This window comes from Streptomyces sp. 4N124, from assembly GCF_052245395.1.
Taxonomy (GTDB): Bacteria; Actinomycetota; Actinomycetes; order Streptomycetales; family Streptomycetaceae; genus Streptomyces.
This window is the reverse complement of the sequence record NZ_JBQQBS010000006.1, coordinates 193360-209619: the sequence shown is the minus strand read 5'-3', so window position 1 is coordinate 209619 and position 16260 is coordinate 193360. Positions and strand designations below refer to the sequence as shown.

Annotated in this window: 15 protein-coding genes and 1 pseudogene; 5 read left to right on the top strand and 11 right to left on the bottom strand. The window is 69.5% G+C overall.

All coding sequences use genetic code 11. The features are described from left to right. Positions 1 to 163: 163 nt before the first annotated feature. The 5 genes and pseudogenes from ACTWQO_RS08665 to ACTWQO_RS08645 all read left to right on the top strand — a co-directional run bounded on the left by ACTWQO_RS08665 (position 164) and on the right by ACTWQO_RS08645 (position 4831). Positions 164 to 904 (top strand): ABC transporter ATP-binding protein, encoded by a 741-nt coding sequence (locus ACTWQO_RS08665; RefSeq protein ID WP_443236607.1) that lies wholly within the window; start codon positions 164 to 166, stop codon positions 902 to 904. Beyond that, a pseudogene (locus ACTWQO_RS08660) lies at positions 886 to 2238 on the top strand (hypothetical protein). Before ACTWQO_RS08665 ends, ACTWQO_RS08660 begins: the two are co-directional and overlap by 19 nt. Positions 2239 to 2346: 108 nt before the next feature. Next, positions 2347 to 2754 (top strand): VOC family protein, encoded by a 408-nt coding sequence (locus tag ACTWQO_RS08655; RefSeq protein WP_443236663.1) that lies wholly within the window; start codon positions 2347 to 2349, stop codon positions 2752 to 2754. A 103-nt stretch (positions 2755 to 2857) separates the two neighbouring features. Next, positions 2858 to 3982, top strand: a complete 1125-nt coding sequence (locus ACTWQO_RS08650; RefSeq protein WP_443236606.1) for an LOG family protein — start codon at positions 2858 to 2860, stop codon at positions 3980 to 3982. Between the two features lie 147 nt (positions 3983 to 4129). Further along, positions 4130 to 4831: an LAETG motif-containing sortase-dependent surface protein gene (locus ACTWQO_RS08645; protein ID WP_443236605.1), complete on the top strand. Its 702-nt coding sequence runs from the start codon at positions 4130 to 4132 to the stop codon at positions 4829 to 4831. A gap of 72 nt (positions 4832 to 4903) precedes the next feature. Here ACTWQO_RS08645 and ACTWQO_RS08640 read toward each other — a convergent pair whose 3' ends face one another. The 11 genes from ACTWQO_RS08640 to rpsB all read right to left on the bottom strand — a co-directional run bounded on the left by ACTWQO_RS08640 (position 4904) and on the right by rpsB (position 16220). Next, a complete protein-coding gene (locus ACTWQO_RS08640; RefSeq protein WP_443236604.1) occupies positions 4904 to 5701 on the bottom strand; it encodes a maleylpyruvate isomerase family mycothiol-dependent enzyme in 798 nt (265 codons plus the stop codon). 25 nt (positions 5702 to 5726) lie between these two features. Continuing rightward, on the bottom strand, positions 5727 to 6746 hold the full coding sequence (locus ACTWQO_RS08635) for an ABC transporter ATP-binding protein (RefSeq protein WP_443236603.1): 1020 nt from the start codon (positions 6744 to 6746) through the stop codon (positions 5727 to 5729). Then, the gene (locus tag ACTWQO_RS08630) at positions 6746 to 8446 is read right to left on the bottom strand and encodes an ABC transporter permease (RefSeq protein WP_443236602.1); all 1701 of its coding nucleotides are present in this window, start codon (positions 8444 to 8446) and stop codon (positions 6746 to 6748) included. Before ACTWQO_RS08630 ends, ACTWQO_RS08635 begins: the two co-directional genes overlap by 1 nt. After that, positions 8422 to 9498: a thiamine ABC transporter substrate-binding protein gene (locus ACTWQO_RS08625; RefSeq protein WP_443236601.1), complete on the bottom strand. Its 1077-nt coding sequence runs from the start codon at positions 9496 to 9498 to the stop codon at positions 8422 to 8424. The genes ACTWQO_RS08630 and ACTWQO_RS08625 overlap by 25 nt, the downstream gene beginning before the upstream one ends. Before the next feature lie 180 nt (positions 9499 to 9678). Then, on the bottom strand, positions 9679 to 10785 hold the full coding sequence (rlmN, locus tag ACTWQO_RS08620; RefSeq protein WP_443236600.1) for a 23S rRNA (adenine(2503)-C(2))-methyltransferase RlmN: 1107 nt from the start codon (positions 10783 to 10785) through the stop codon (positions 9679 to 9681). A 43-nt stretch (positions 10786 to 10828) separates the two neighbouring features. Beyond that, positions 10829 to 11278: an SRPBCC family protein gene (locus tag ACTWQO_RS08615; protein WP_443236599.1), complete on the bottom strand. Its 450-nt coding sequence runs from the start codon at positions 11276 to 11278 to the stop codon at positions 10829 to 10831. A 179-nt stretch (positions 11279 to 11457) separates the two neighbouring features. Next, positions 11458 to 12606 (bottom strand): phosphatidate cytidylyltransferase, encoded by a 1149-nt coding sequence (locus tag ACTWQO_RS08610; RefSeq protein ID WP_443236598.1) that lies wholly within the window; start codon positions 12604 to 12606, stop codon positions 11458 to 11460. Beyond that, complete coding sequence (frr, locus tag ACTWQO_RS08605) at positions 12606 to 13163, bottom strand: ribosome recycling factor (protein WP_443236597.1); 558 nt, start codon at positions 13161 to 13163, stop codon at positions 12606 to 12608. Before frr ends, ACTWQO_RS08610 begins: the two co-directional genes overlap by 1 nt. A 130-nt stretch (positions 13164 to 13293) precedes the next feature. Continuing rightward, the gene (gene pyrH / locus ACTWQO_RS08600; RefSeq protein ID WP_210588117.1) at positions 13294 to 14052 is read right to left on the bottom strand and encodes a UMP kinase; all 759 of its coding nucleotides are present in this window, start codon (positions 14050 to 14052) and stop codon (positions 13294 to 13296) included. A gap of 185 nt (positions 14053 to 14237) precedes the next feature. Then, positions 14238 to 15074 (bottom strand): translation elongation factor Ts, encoded by an 837-nt coding sequence (gene tsf, locus ACTWQO_RS08595; RefSeq protein WP_443236596.1) that lies wholly within the window; start codon positions 15072 to 15074, stop codon positions 14238 to 14240. Positions 15075 to 15269: 195 nt separating this feature from the next. Next, positions 15270 to 16220 carry a 30S ribosomal protein S2 gene (gene rpsB, locus ACTWQO_RS08590; protein WP_443236595.1) on the bottom strand — a complete coding sequence of 317 codons (951 nt, stop codon included), beginning with the start codon at positions 16218 to 16220 and terminating at the stop codon, positions 15270 to 15272. Between the last annotated feature and the right edge of the window lie 40 nt (positions 16221 to 16260).

Below are 16260 nucleotides of genomic sequence, written 5' to 3'. Positions count from 1 at the left end.
CCGGGTGCACCCATGCGAGTGAGAAGGGTGCACCCGGGCCGCGTGCTGTCCGGCGTTGCTGCCCCAAATCCCTAGCGTGCCTTGTAGCTGGCCGGCCCTGCCTTCGTTCCCCCGCCTGGGGAATCGGCACCGGGAATTACGGATCTGAACGAGGTGTACGCCCATGGTGGCCCCGCCGGACAACGACGTTCTCTGGGCACGCGCCCTGCACTTCCAGCACGACGACGGCTCGCCCGCGCTCGGCGGCGTCTCCCTCCACGTCCAGGAGGGCGAGATCGTCGCGGTGAGCGGCCCGCGCGGCAGCGGCAAGACAACGCTGCTGAGATGTCTGTCCGGTCTGGTACGACCGTTGCGCGGCGAGGTCTGGTTCAACAGCGTGCCGGTGCACACCATGGGCCCGATCGCCCGAGAACGGCTGCGCCGCGACCGCTTCGCGTGGATCGACCCGGCCCCGCTCCTCGTCCCCGAACTCAACGCCTGGGAGAACGCCGCCCTGCCGCTGATGCTCCGCGGCACCAGTCGCCGTCGCGCCAAGGTGGCCGCGATGGAGTGGCTGGCGCGCCTGGACGTCGGCGACCGTGCCCGTAAGCGGCCGCACGAGATGGTCCAGGCGGAACGCCAGCGCGTCTCGATCGCCAGGGCCCTGGCCCCGACCCCCACGGTCCTGTTCGCGGACGAACCCACGGCTCCCCTGCACCGCGCCGACCGCGGCCACGTCCTGCGCACGCTCACCACGGCGGCCCGCTCGCACGGCATCACGGTGATCCTGGCGACACACGACGCGGAAACGGCGGCGGTCGCGGACCGCACGGTCTCCCTCCTCGACGGCCGGCGCGTGACCACGGTGCATCTGCCCCCGGTCACCGAGTCGGAAGGCCGGGCCGCGTGCTCGCTCTCCGTCTGACCCGCGTCGCCCAGCCCGCCGTACATCTGCGCCGCCTCGCGGTGGCCGCGGCCTCGGCCGCGACGGGCTTCCTGCTTCTCTCCGCCCTGGGCCACGCGATGTCCCACCAGGACCCCGCCGCATCGACCCTCCGCCTGACCTGGTGCACGGCCCCCCTCGCGACCACCGTCTACTTCGCCGTGGCGGTGGCCCGCACGGACCCGGGAACCAAACCCCGACCCGGCCTCTCCGCCATCGGCCTGGGCCCCGGCCGCCTGATGATCACCTCCGCCCTCACGACCGCCCTGGCCACCACCCTCGGCTCCCTCCTCGCCCTCGTGACCTTCCTCCACCTGCGTGGCGACCTCACGGGCATGCCGTTCGACGGCGCGGCAACGGAGTATCTGGCGGCAGAGCAACCACTGCCCCTACCGGCAACCCTGACGCTGCTGTCCCTGGTACCGGCAACAGCATCCCTCTCAACGGCCCTGGTCCTACGCCCGAAGGACCTACGCAGGCCTCCACAACACGGAGCCCCCAGGAAATACGGCCGCTTCGGCGCGTACGGGCTGGCGGGGGCACGGTAGACGTTCGGAGCGTACGGACGCTTCGGCCGCCAAGCTGCGGGCAGTCGTGCCGCTGGGGCGGCTCCCGACCCAAAGAAAGGCGGCACCCCGCAAGCGCCGGGGAGCGCGACCGACCCCTCAGCGGCAACCCCGGACGCCGCTCCAGCAGACGCCCCCCAACCCGACCCCCACCTCGGCCCCCCGGCCCCCCGAGAAGCCCCCCGAGGCCTCCCCTGGGGCATCACCGTCCTCGCCGCAGGCCTCACCGTAGAGGCCTACGCCAGCCGCACCGCAGACCCCACCTCCCCCGGCCTCCTCGCGGGCTGGGCCCTCGCCGCCCTCGGCCTCGCCCTCGCCGCCCCCGGCCTCACCCACCTCTGCGGCCGGCTCCTCCAGTCCGCCCACCCCGGCGCCCTGCGCCTCCTCGCGGGCCGCGTCCTCATGGAGGAGTCCGCCCGCATCGGCCGCCCCCTGGGCATCGTCTGCGCCGTGGCCTCGGCGGCGTACACGACCGCCCTCGTCCACGACACCGAGGTCCAGCCCCTCGGCTCGCTCACCGACCTCGGCGCCCTGGTGGTCGTCGGCTGCACCGCGGCCACCCTCCTCACCGCCGCCGTGGAGGCGAAGCAGGCCCGCGCCGACACCACCGCCGCCCTCCTGCGCCTCGGTGCCCCCACCGCCATGCTCCGCAGCGCCGCCGCCCTTCGCGCCGGCGCCCTGCTGGCCCTCTTCGCGCCGCTCACCCTGATCGTCGCCGAGCTGGCGGCGCTGCCGATGGCCGCCGGCTGAGCCGCGTACGAGAAGACGTACGAAAAAAGTCCCCTTACGGCGATGAGTTCTGCGCGACCCTTGGGTCTACCCCCACGTAACGACACGAACTCGATGGGAGAGACCACGATGTACCAGCAGATGATCTTCCTGAACCTGCCCGTGAACGACCTCGACGCCTCGAAGAAGTTCTTCACGGAGCTGGGCTACTCGATCAACGAGCAGTTCAGCGACGAGAACGCGGCCTCGGTCGTGATCAGCGACACGATCGTGGCGATGCTGCTCAAGAAGTCGTTCTACTCGACCTTCACCAAGAAGGAGATCGCGGATGCCACGAAGACCAGCGAGGTTCTGATCGCGCTGAGCGCGGAGAGCCGCGAGAAGGTCGACGAACTGGTCGACAGGGCCATCGCCCTGGGCGGTTCGCCCACCGGCGAGGCCCAGGACCAGGGCTTCATGTACGGCCGCGCCTTCGACGACCTCGACGGCCACACCTGGGAGGTCGTCTGGATGGACCCGTCGGCGATCGAGGGCTGAACAACGCCCTAAGGGGCGCGGGGAACTGCGCGACCAGCCACGACGGACCCGCAGAGAACCGACAACCCATCCCGGCCCCCGCTGAGCACCTAACATGGGCGGCGTGCACTCGACACCCGCCCATATACTCGACCGCTCCCACGACCGTGAGATCGAGTCCCTCGCCGAGTTCGACGAGGTGGTCGCAACGGTCGGCTCGCTCGCCCATCACCGTGTCCAGGCCGTCGATCTGACGGACCGTACGGACGTCCTGCTGACCATGGACGCCACGGGCGCCGTCTTCCTCGGCTGCCCGATGGACCCCGAGGCCGCCGCCCATGTGCGCGCCTCGGGGTCCCTGGTCTTCCCGCCGGTCCCGGGCCTCCCCTTCGATCCGTACCGCGGGTTCGTCTACTCGCCCGCCGAACTGTTCGCCTCGCTCGACAAGGGTTACGAGGCGACGCCGGACGCCCTCTCGTACGCCTGGTTCCAGCGGACCAAGTCGGACGGCGACATATTCGGCTCCATGCTGCGCGCCATCCACGACGACGCGATCTCGGACGCCCTCGACGAACTCCTCGTCGGCGCCCGGGTGGTGGGCGTGATGGGCGGGCACGCGATGGCGCGCGGCACCGAAGAGTACGCCGGTGCGGCCCGTCTCGGCCGAGAGCTGGCCCGTGCCGGATTCACCGTCGCCACAGGCGGCGGGCCGGGCGCGATGGAGGCGGCGAATCTCGGCGCGTACGCGGCCCCGTTCGGCGACGAGATGCTCACCGAGGCGCTCCAACTCCTCGGGAAGGCCCCGAAGTTCGTCCCGTCGATCACCGACTGGGCGCGCGCCGCGTTCGAGGTCCGTGAGCGCTGGCCGGACGGCGGTCCTTCGGTGGGCATCCCGACCTGGTTCTACGGCCATGAGCCGCCCAACGCGTTCGCCGCGCACATCGCCAAGTACTTCGCCAACGCCACTCGCGAGGACGGCCTGCTGGCCCGCTCCACCGCGGGTGTCGTCTTCCTGCCGGGCGCCGCCGGGACCGTACAGGAGATCTTCGACAACGCGACGCCGAACTACTACGAGTCGCGGGGCGAGCCCACACCCATGGTGCTGGTGAACCGTGCGCACTGGACGGAGCGGCTGCCGACCTGGCCGCTGCTGCAGGCGCTGGCGCGGGACCGGTCGATGGAGGCCCGAATTGCCCTGGTCGACCGAATCGAGGACGCTCCGGCGGCGCTGAAACGTGTCGGCGGTTAATAAGAGGGCAAAGCCGAGGGCTGAGTCGCGCATATGCGTTGACACTTCTTATGCGGCGCTTATAAATCTGTGAGACTCCTGGGAATGTTGGTGTCCCATCAACACCCCTCCAGCCCCCCGCATTTGCGCATCACATGAAGGACAAACGTGGCAGTCCTGTCCCTATCCCGCCGTACCGTCGCACGCTCCGTGCGCATCCTCGGTGTCGCCTCCGCCTCGGCCGCGCTTGCGCTCGGTTCCGCGGGCAACGCCCTCGCCTGCAACATCAACGAGTTCTCGGCCGCGGCCAAGTGCGACGGTGACAAGGGTGTCATCACCGTCACCGACGTGGACCCCGCCGGCGTTCCGGCGACCATCACCGTGTACCTGCAGAACAACGGCGCCGACCTGAAGAAGGTCGGCGAGCAGGTGGTCAAGGGCTCGCGCGAGGGTGTGACCATCACCTTCACCGAGAACTGGAAGCCGAACGCGGAGTACCGCATCCACGTCGACGCCGCGCCCTACGTGAACGAGGACATCAAGCCCAACCTCGTCACCCCGGACACGGCCTGCAAGAAGGAGGAGAACCCGACCCCGCCGGCCACGCCGACGCCGTCGGAGACCCCCTCCGCCCCGGCCGAGTCCGACACGCCCACTCCGACCCCGTCGGCCTCGGAGAGCGACAGCACCCCGCCCGCGGACGCCCCGAGCAGCGCCCCGTCCCCCGCGGCCGGTGACTCCAACCTCGCCGAGACCGGCGCCAACTCCAACACCGGCATCATCGCCGGCATCGCGGCAGCCCTGGTCGCCGTAGGCGGCGGCGCCGTCTACTTCGGCTTCCGCCGCCGCGGGGCGAACAGCAACCGCTGACACCCCTGGCACCACCGTTCTCCGTGGCCCGTCCCGCACTCGGGGCGGGCCACACCCATGTCTCCCTCACCCTCACCCGAACGTCGCCCGCTCCAGCCAGAACTCCAGCAGCTCCCGCTCACCGAGGACCTCCAACTCCCGGCTGTCCAGCGGCAGTCGGCGGTAGAAGGCGAGCAGTACGGCGGTGAGCGGGCCGCGCAGTGCGACGGTCGCCTTCTCGTGCCCCCGCCGCCAGGAGACGCCGTCCTCGCCGAGCTCGATGACCCACTCGGCGTTCACCTCGGGGGTCACGTCGGTCGCGTGCAGGTGGATGCTGCGACCGGGCCCGCGCAGCTCCACCGCCGCGTCGTCCGGCATCGTCCGCTGCACGAACTCGATGATCTGCAGCCACTCGTCGATCGCGTCGGCCGCCACGTCCGGCGCGACCTCGTAGGGCAGTCCGGCGGCGAGGGTGGCGTCGGCGCGGTGGACGGTGAGTTCGTGGGTCATCCGGCGGGCCCAGAAGCCGGAGGTGTGGATCCCGGCCCACGCCCAGACCTTCGCGTCGGGGCCGGCCTCGCGCAGAGCGGCGACGACCATCTCGCCGGTCTCGGCGAGCCAGGCGTCCAGCGCGTCGGGGTCGCCGTTGGCCTCGGGACCATGGGCCAGCGGCACCTCGTCCTCGGGGATCTCCTCCGGCGCGCGCGTCCGCACCAGCAGCTCGACCCAGCGCAGGGCACCACCCGTATGCCGTACGAGATATTCCAACGACCAGTCCGGACAGGTCGGCACGGTGGTGGAGAGGTCGGCCCCGGACGTCACCACCGCCCTCAACTGGCCCACCTGGTGGGCAATCTCGTCGCAGTAGCGGTCATGTGCGAGCAGCGTCATGTCGCCGACCCTAGACGCACCCCTATCAGTCGAGCACGACGATTTCGTCCGCGTCGAACTCCACCCCCACCGAGTCCCCGACCTCCGGCGCCTCCCGCAGAGCGCACGCCGCTTCGAGGCGGGGCGCGTCCGTCGGCTGGAGGTGTACGGCGACATGGGTGCCCTTGAAGGTGCGGGCGGTGACCGTGCAGCGCAGACCCGTGTCGGCGGACACCAGCCGCACGCCGGCGGGCCGTACGAGCAGCGTCCGCGTTCCCTGCACGGTGCCCTCGCCGACCGGCAGCTTCCCCCACGGGGTGTCCGCGGCCTCTCCGGCGACCGTCCCCTCGACCACGTTGTCGAAGCCGAGGAAGCGGGCCACGAACTCGTCCACCGGCCGCTGCCAGACCTCCAGCGGCGTCCCGGTCTGGGCGATCCGCCCGTCCCGCATCACCACGACCCGGTCGGCAAGCGCGAAGGCCTCACCCTGGTCGTGGGTGACGGCGAGCACGGTCGTCCCCAACCGGCCGAAGAGTTCCCGGAGTTCGACGACCAGCCGCTCCCGCAGCGAACGGTCGAGCTGCCCCAGCGGCTCGTCCAGCATCAGCAGCCGGGGCTGCGGCGCGAGCGCACGGGCCAGCGCCACCCGCTGCTGCTCACCGCCGGAGAGGGACGCCACGGCCCGGCGGGCGGCACCCGGCAGCCCGACCAGGTCGAGCAACTCCCGTACCCGGCCCGCCTGTTCGCCCTTCGACGCCCCATGCATCCGCAACCCGAAGGCCACATTGCCGCCCACGTCCCGCTGCGGGAACAGCTGATGGTCCTGGAACATCAGCCCGACCCCACGCCGATGCGCGGGCACCCCCGACTGATCACGTCCGTCGAGCAACACCCGCCCGGCGCCGAGCGGTTGCAGCCCCGCCACCGCCCGCAGCAGCGTCGACTTGCCGCTGCCGCTGGGCCCGAGCACGCACACGATCTCGTGCTCGGCGACCCCCAGGCCGACGGCGTCGAGCACGGCCCGCCCGCCGAACCGTACGGTCGCGTCTTCGATGGACAGCAGCATCAGAACTCCCCCGTCCGATCGGTCCGCAGCCGCTCCAGCACCAGCAGCGCCACCGCGCACACCACCATCAGAATCGTCGAAAGGGCCATCGCCTGGCCGTAGTTGAGTTCCCCGGCCCGCCCGAGCAGCTTGGCCACCGCGACCGGCAGCGTCGGGTTGTCGGGCCGCGCGATGAACACGGTCGCCCCGAACTCCCCCAGCGACACCGCGAACGCGAACCCGGCCGCGATCAGCAACGCTCGCCGCACCATCGGCAGATCGACCTCACGCCACACCCGCCATGGCGACGCCCCGAGCACGGCCGCCGCCTCCCGGAGCCGCGCGTCCACCGCCCGCAGCACCGGCAGCATGGTCCGTACGACGAACGGGACGCCGACCAGCGCCTGCGCGAGCGGCACGAGGATCCAGGAGGCCCGCAGATCGAGCGGCGGCTCGTCCAGCGCGATCAGGAACCCGAAGCCGACCGTCACCGCCGACACCCCGAGCGGCAGCATCAGCAGCGCGTCGAACCCCCGCACGAACCGGCCCGCGTCCCGCCGGGTGAGCGCGGCGGCGGCGAGACCGCCGATCACCAGGGCGATGACGGTGGCGACGACGGCGTACCGCAGCGAATTGCCGATCGCCTCGATCGGCGCCACCAGGAAGACGCCCCCGTCGGACGACATCAGCGCCCGGTAGTAGCCGAAGTCCGGCGCGTCGAACGACCGTTGCACCAGCACGGCCAACGGCAACAGCAGGAGTACGGCGACGGAGGCGAGGACGCCCGCCAACAGCGCCCACTGGCCCGCCCCACGCGGTCGCCGGGCCGTCACGGAGGCGTCCACCAGCCGCAGGGCGCTCTCCCGCCGCCGTACGGTCCAGGCGTGCAGCGCGAGGATCGCGCCGACCGCCACGAACTGAATGATCGTCAGCACCGCGGCGGTGGACAGATCGAAGATCTCCGAGGTCTGCCGGTAGATCTCGACCTCCAGCGTCGAGAAGCCCGGTCCACCGAGGATCTGCACCACACCGAAGGAGGTGAAGGTGAACAGGAACACCATCAGCGTGGCGGCGGCCACGGCCGGCGCCAGAGCCGGGAGGGTGACCTGACGCCAGGCCTTGAGCGGCGACGCCCCGAGCATCCGCGCGGCCTCCTCCTGCCGCGGGTCGAGTTGGGCCCACAGCCCGCCGACCGTCCGTACGACGACCGCGTAGTTGAAGAAGACATGCGCCAGCAGGATCGCCCATACAGTCGTGTCCAGCCGTACGCCCCACAACTCGTCCAGCAGCCCGCCACGGCCCACCAGTGCCAGGAACGCCGTACCGACGACGACCGTCGGCAGCACGAAGGGGACGGTGACGATCGCCCGCAGAACGTGCGTGCCCGGGAAGTCGAAACGGGCGAAGACGTAGGCGCCGGGCAGCGCCACGAGCAGGGTGAGCGCGGTGGAGGCGAGGGCCTGCCAGGTGGTGAACCACAGGACATGACGGATGTCCGACTGCGCCACCACGTCCCAGATCCGGGCGAGTTGCCAGGCTCCGTCGACATGGAGCCCGCGCGCGAGGATCGCGGTGACGGGGTAGGCGAAGAAGACCGCGAAGAACGCGACGGGCACGGCCATGAGCCCGAGCCGCACCGCCGTGCCGCCCGTGCGTCCCTCGCGGCGGGCTGCTTCCGCTACCTCGGTTACTTCAGTTACTTCAGTACGAGCGAGGTCCATGACTTGACCCAGTCGTCACGGTTGTCGGCGATCTTCGCCGGGTCCATGGTCTCGGGATCCTCGGCCTGCGGACCGTACTTCATGAACTCCTTTGGCACCTGGGCGCCTTCACGCACCGGGTAGACGAACATGTTCAGCGGCATGTCGTCCTGGAAGGTCTTGGTCAGCATGAAGTCGAGGAGTGCCTTGCCGCCCTCGGCGTTCGCCGCGTTGCTCAGCAGCCCCGCGTACTCGAACTGCCGGAAGCAGGTGCCGGCCGCGACGCCGGTCGGCGCGGTGGCCGGCTTCGGGTCGGCGTAGATGACCTCGGCGGGCGGCGAGGAGGCGTACGAGACGACGAGCGGCCGGTCGGCCTTGGCCTTCTTGCCGCCGGCGGAACCGGAGAACTCCTCGTTGTAGGCCTGCTCCCAGCCGTCGACGACCTTGACGCCGTTGGCCTTCAGCTTCTTCCAGTAGTCCTGCCAGCCGTCGTCGCCGTATTGGGCGGCGGTGCCGAGGAGGAAGCCCAGTCCTGGTGAGGAGGTGGACGCGTTCTCGGTGACGAGGAGGTTCTTGTACTGGGGCTTGATCAGGTCGTCGAAGGAGGTGGGCGGGGTCAGCTTGTGCTTGCTGAAGTACGCCTTGTCGTAGTTGACGCAGATGTCGCCTGTGTCGATCGGCGTGACGCGGTGCTTGTCCTGGTCGACCCGGTACTCGGGGAGGATCAGGTCGGAGCCCTTCGGCTCGTACGACTGGAAGAGGTCGTTGTCGAGGGCCCGCGAGAGCAGGGTGTTGTCGACGCCGAAGAAGACGTCGCCCTGTGGGTTGTCCTTGGTCAGGATCGCCTTGTTGACGGCCTGCCCGGCGTCGCCGTCCTCCAGGACCCGGACCTTGTATCCGGACTTCTTCTCAAACTCGGCGATGACGCTCTTGGAGACGGCCCAGGAGTCGTGGCTGACGAGCGTGACGGTCTTGGAGTCACCGCCGCCCGAGCCGGACGACGATCCGCACGCGGACAGCGTGACGAGGCCCAGCCCGACGGCCAGGGCTATGTACTTGTTCGTGGTTCTCATGAGTGAAGACCGAACTTCCTACCCAGAATGACCTGGGCGAGGTTCAGAGGGTCTGCGGCCCGCCGGAACTATGGCTGCCGCACTCTCAGCGCTGTGGCGCTCCCCTGTCGGAAAATGAATCGGATATGAAGTTGTACCGACGTCGATGCACTGACAGTCGATGTACTGACGTCGATCAGACTACCTCTCGGTGGCCGCGAGCTGACCACACGCCCCGTCGATCTCCTGACCACGGGTGTCCCGGACCGTCACCGGCACACCATGCGCGGCGATGGCCTCGACGAACGCCTTCTCGTCCTCCGGACGGGAGGCCGTCCACTTCGAGCCCGGCGTCGGGTTCAGCGGGATCAGATTCACATGCACCGGCCTGCCCTTGAGCAGCCGTCCGAGCCGGTCACCGCGCCAGGCCTGGTCGTTGATGTCCCGGATCAGCGCGTACTCGATGGACAGCCGGCGCCCGGACCGGGCCGCGTACTCCCATCCGGCCTCGAGCACCTCGCGCACCTTCCACCGGGTGTTGACCGGTACGAGGGTGTCGCGCAGTTCGTCGTCCGGCGCGTGCAGCGAGATCGCGAGGCGGCACTTGAAGCCCTCGTCGGCGAACCGGTGGATGGCCGGGACGAGCCCGACGGTCGAGACGGTGATACCGCGCTGCGACAGCCCGAGCCCGTCGGGTTCGGGGTCGGTGAGCGCACGAATGGCACCCACAACGCGCTTGTAGTTGGCGAGCGGCTCGCCCATACCCATGAAGACGATGTTGGACAGCCGCGCCGGACCCCCGGGAATCTCGCCGTCCCTGAGCGCCCGCATCCCGTCCACGATCTGGTGGACGATCTCGGCGGTGGACAGATTCCGGTCGAGGCCTGCCTGCCCGGTGGCGCAGAACGGGCAGTTCATACCGCAGCCCGCCTGCGAGCTGATGCACATCGTCACCCGGTCCGGATACCGCATGAGCACCGACTCGACCAGCGTCCCGTCGAACAGCCGCCACAGCGTCTTGCGCGTGGTGTCCTGATCCGTCGACAGATGCCGTACGACCGTCATCAGCTCCGGAAGCAGCGCCTCCTGAAGCTTGCCGCGCGCGGCAGCCGGGATGTCGGTCCACTGCGCCGGGTCGTGCGCGAACCGCGCGAAGTAGTGCTGCGAGAGCTGCTTGGCGCGAAACGGCTTCTCCCCGACCGCGGCAACAGCTTCCTTGCGCTCGGCAGGCGACAGATCGGCAAGATGCCGCGGCGGCTTCTGGGCTCCGCGGGGGGCGACGAAAGTGAGTTCTCCGGGCTTGGGCATGATTTCTCAAGTGTCGCAGATCGTTTACGTGCCCCCGGACGGGCTATGCGGTGGGGTTTTCCAGCCGGTCCTTGAGGTGCTGCTCGTTGCGGGGGAGCTCCTTGCGGACCTGCGGGCGGACCACGAGAGGCACGAGGACCTTGCCGATGCCGTGCCCTTCGAAGTCGACTTCCAAGGTCACGCGGGAGCGGCGGCCCTCGTCGAGCGGGTCGATCTCACCGTGCACATGGCCCCTGACGGGCCCGTCGATGCCCTGCAGGCCCCAGATGTGCGGCGGCTCGTACTCGGTGACCTCCATGGTCATCGGAATGTCGCGGCGGCCTATGTGCCGGGTGACCCTGAGATGGGAACCGAGACCCAGCGGGCCCTCCTCCACCTGCTCCGCCGCGACCGCGCTCTCCTGCCATTCCGGCAGGTGGGAGGGGTCGCTGAGGTACGCGTAGACATCCTCGGGACTGCGGTCGACGACGATCGTTTCGCGGAAGCCTGACATGGTGCCCCCTTTCAGGGCGGCCCCTTCGAGGGTTCCGGAGTGACCCTCTTCGAGGGCTTACAACCGAATCGTCCCACCGTGCGGACCGGCACGCCAAGGAGAGGGCCGAGGGCAAGAGCAAGAAGGCCAAGAGCCCTCGCCCCATGCCGGGACGAGGGCTCCGCGAAACTCCTGTGCCGTCAGGCAGAACCCACGAACAGCACCATCAGCAGCCACACCACCGGAGCCGTCGGCAGCAGCGAATCCAGCCGGTCCATGATGCCGCCGTGGCCGGGCAGCAGCGTTCCCATGTCCTTGATGCCCAGGTCCCGCTTGATCATGGACTCGCCGAGGTCGCCGAGCGTGGCGCTGGCCGCGACGGCGAGGCCCAGGATCAGGCCCTGCCACCAGGTGCCGTCGTCGATCAGGAACTCCATGCACAGCGCGCCCGCCGCCATGGCGAAGGTGACGGCGCCGAGCAGGCCTTCGCGGGTCTTGCCGGGGCTGATGCGCGGGGCGAGCTTGTGCCTGCCGAAGCGCCAGCCGACGGCGTACGCGCCCGTGTCGCTGACGACGGCCAGCAGCAGGAACGTGAGCACCCGCCGCGCACCGTCGTCCGCGGTGAGCATCATCGCGACGAACGTGGCGAGGAACGGGATGTAGAAGGCCGCGAAGACGCCCGCCGTGACGTCCCTGAGGTAGCCCTCGGGCGGTTCAGTCATCCTCCAGACCAGCACCGCCAGCGCGGTGAGCGCCATCGCCACCCACGCGCCCTCGGCACCGCGGACGTACCCGGCGACGACCATCGCCGCACCGCCGACCGCGAGCGGCACGAGGGGCGCCTTGACGGCCTTGCGCTCCTGCAGCCGGGACGTCAGCTCCCAGAGGCCCACCACAACGGCGACCGCTATCACACCGACGAACACGGCCTTGACGACGAACAGCGACGCGATGATCACCGCACCGAGCCCGACCCCGACCCCTATGGCCGCACCCAGGTCCCTGCCCGCGCTCTTCTTCTGCGGTGCGGGCGCCGGCTGCGGGGCGTCGGGCATGGGCTCCGGATTCTGCTGCGCCGTCCGGTAGGACGTCCCGTCGGGCGTCCCATAGGACGACGTCTGCGGCGTGTCGTCGCGGAACAAGGGGCCGCCCAGCCGAGCGGCCCCCCGATCGTCATCCTGGTCTCCGCCATACGCGGGTACGTCGGGCACGATGGGCATGGGGCGAGTCTGCTGCGCGTTGTGCGCATCGTACGCGGGACCCGCCGGGGCAGCCCCCTGGACAGGCCCGCGGTCGGACGGCACCCAGTACCCGGCTTGTGGTGGCGCCCCCCAGGAAGAGTCGTTCATCAGACCTCGAGCAGCTCCGCTTCCTTGTGCTTGAGAAGCTCGTCCACCTGGGCAACGTACTTGTGGGTGGTGTCGTCGAGCTCCTTCTCCGCACGGCGGCCTTCGTCCTCGCCGATGTCGCCGTCCTTGATCGCCTTGTCGACGGCGTCCTTGGCCTTGCGGCGGACGGAGCGGATGGACACCCGCGCGTCCTCGGCCTTGGCCTTGGCGACCTTGATGTAGTCGCGACGGCGCTCCTCGGTGAGCTCCGGGAACACCACTCGGATGATGTTGCCGTCGTTGCTCGGGTTGACGCCCAGATCGGAGTCGCGGATCGCCTGCTCGATGTTGCGCAGCGCGCTCTTGTCGAACGGGGTCACCACCGCCATGCGCGGCTCCGGCACGGAGAACGAAGCCAGCTGGTTGATCGGCGTCGGCGCGCCGTAGTAGTCGGCCACGATCTTGTTGAACATCGCCGGGTGCGCACGGCCGGTGCGGATCGCGGCGAAGTCCTCCTTGGCGACCACGACGGCCTTCTCCATCTTCTCCTCGGCCTCGAGGAGGGTCTCTTCGATCACCACTTGCTCCTGCGTGTCTTGAGTAGGCCCGGCTGCGGTTCCTTGCGGGGGGCGGCGGCCGGCTGCGTCGCGTCTTCCTTCTGCACGTTTCCCGACCGGCAGAACATTGTCCATCCCCCGGTCAGGGTCATCAGCCCTGGCTGCCTTGGTCACCCACAAGCGTGCCGATCTTCTCACCCTTGACGGCGCGCGCGATATTGCCCTCGGCCAGAAGCTCGAAGACGAGGATCGGCAGCTTGTTGTCGCGGCACAGGGTGATGGCGGTCATGTCGGCGACCTTGAGGTCGCGGGTGATGACCTCGCCGTAGCCGAGGGAGTCGAAGCGCACGGCGTCCGGGTTGGTCTTCGGGTCGGAGTCGTAGACCCCGTCCACGCCGTTCTTGCCCATCAGCAGCGCCTCGGCGTCGATCTCCAGGGCGCGCTGGGCGGCGGTGGTGTCGGTGGAGAAGTACGGCATGCCCATACCGGCGCCGAAGATGACCACGCGGCCCTTCTCCAGGTGCCGTACGGCCCGCAGCGGGATGTACGGCTCGGCGACCTGCCCCATGGTGATGGCGGTCTGCACCCGGCTGTCGATGCCCTCCTTCTCCAGGAAGTCCTGGAGGGCGAGGCAGTTCATCACGGTGCCGAGCATGCCCATGTAGTCGGAGCGGGCCCGGTCCATGCCGCGCTGCTGCAGTTCGGCGCCGCGGAAGAAGTTGCCGCCGCCGATGACGACCGCGATCTGCGCCCCGTCACGCACGACAGCCGCGACCTCGCGGGCGATCTTGTGCACCACGTCAGGGTCGACGCCCAGGCCCCCGCCGCCGGAGAAGGCCTCTCCGGACAGCTTCAGCATGAACCGGCCGCGTACTTTGCCGTCGTCGCTCTTCTGGGGCTTGGTGGTCATGGAGATTTCGCCTCTTAACGTGTCGCACATACGAAGAAGGCCATTGCCGATGGGTGCGTGCTCCCATGTGCGGCAATGGCCTCCTCGTCAGATCTGCTGTCGTCCGCCACGCACGCGTGCGCGACGTCGTACGCGGACGACTGCTGTCGACCCTATCGGGGTCGCGCGTCGATCGCGGTACGGACTCAGATGCCGACCTTGATGCGCGTGAAGCGCTTCAGGGTGACACCGGCCTCGTCCAGGATCTTCTGGACGGACTTCTTGTTGTCGAGCGCGTACGGCTGGCCCAGCAGCGTGGCGTCCTTGAAGAAGCCGTTGAGGCGACCCTCGACGATCTTCGGCAGGGCGGCCTCGGGCTTGCCCTCGGCGCGGGTGGTCTCCTCGGCGACGCGGCGCTCGGACTCGACGACCTCGGCCGGGACGTCCTCCTTGGAGAGGTACTTCGGCGCGAAGGCGGCGATGTGCTGGGCGACGCCCTTGGCGACCTCGGCGTTCGGCTTGTCGAGCTCGACGAGGACACCGATCTGCGGCGGCAGGTCGGGCATCGTGCGGTGCATGTACGCCGTCACGAAGCCGTCGGCGAACTGCGCGAAGCGGTCCAGGACGATCTTCTCGCCCAGGTTGGCGTTGGCCTCGTCGACGAACGCCTGAACGGTCTTGCCGGGCTCGATCTCGGAGGCGAGCAGCGCCTCGAGGTCGGCCGGGGCGGTCTTGGCGACGTGCTCGGCGATCGCGTTGGCAGCGGCCTGGAACTTGTCACCCTTGGCGACGAAGTCCGTCTCGCACTTCAGCTCGACCAGGACACCGGAGGAGTTGTCGTCGGCGATGACGGAGACCACGGCGCCGTTCTCGGCGGAGCGGCCCTCGCGCTTGGCGACGCCCTTCTGGCCCTTGATACGGAGCGCCTCGACGGCCTTCTCGACGTTGCCCTCGGCCTCGTCCAGCGCCTTCTTGCAGTCCATCATGCCGGCGCCGGTGAGCTCACGGAGCTTCTTGACGTCGGCGGCGGTGTAGTTCGCCATGATCTGTGAATCTCTTCTCGGAGTTCGAAGTCTCGAAGTCGGCGGCGGCCGCGGCTTGAGCGGCGTACGCCGAAGATCTACGGGCTACGAAGATCTGCGGACTCTGCAGATCTAGAGGCTGTGGGTGAACGGCGGGTGGCGTGGTCGACGCCACCCGCCGTCACTTTCAGCCATACGGCCCTACGACCCAGAGGGTCAGGCCTGCTCGCCCTCGGCGGCCGGAGCGGCCTCAGCGGCGGGCGCCTCAGCGGCAGGCGCCTCGGCCTCGGCAGCGGGGGCCTCAGCGGCGGGAGCCTCAGCCTCGGCGGCGGGAGCCTCGGCAGCCGGCGCCTCAGCAGCGGTCTCGGCGGCCGGAGCGGCCTCCTCGGCCTTCTTCTCACCCTCGAGCAGGTCGCGCTCCCACTCGGCGAGCGGCTCGCCCGCGGCCTTCTCGCCCTTGCCCTCCGTCGCCACGCCGGAACGGGCGATGAGGCCCTCGGCGACGGCGTCGGCGATCACACGGGTGAGCAGGGTGACGGAGCGGATCGCGTCGTCGTTGCCCGGGATCTTGTAGTCGACCTCGTCGGGGTCGCAGTTGGTGTCGAGGATGGCGACGACCGGAATGTTGAGCTTCCGGGCCTCGCCGACCGCGATGTGCTCCTTCTTGGTGTCCACGATCCAGACGGCGCTGGGCACCTTCTGCATCTCGCGGATACCACCGAGGGTCTTCTCCAGCTTGGCCTTCTCGCGCGAGAGCACGAGAAGCTCCTTCTTGGTCAGACCCGAGGCCGCGACGTCCTCGAAGTCGATCTGCTCGAGCTCCTTGAGGCGCTGCAGACGCTTGTAGACGGTCGAGAAGTTGGTGAGCATGCCGCCCAGCCAGCGCTGGTTGACGTAGGGCATGCCGACGCGGGTGGCCTGCTCGGCGATGGCCTCCTGCGCCTGCTTCTTCGTACCGACGAACATGACCGTGCCGCCGTGGGCGACGGTCTCCTTGACGAACTCGTAGGCGCGGTCGATGTACGACAGCGACTGGAGCAGGTCGATGATGTAGATGCCGTTGCGCTCCGTGAAGATGAACCGCTTCATCTTCGGGTTCCAACGACGGGTCTGGTGACCGAAGTGGACGCCGCTTTCCAGCAGCTCCCGCATCGTGACGACGGCCATGGCCGTTCTCCTTGAGTTTCTCGGTTGTGCCGCGGGTGCC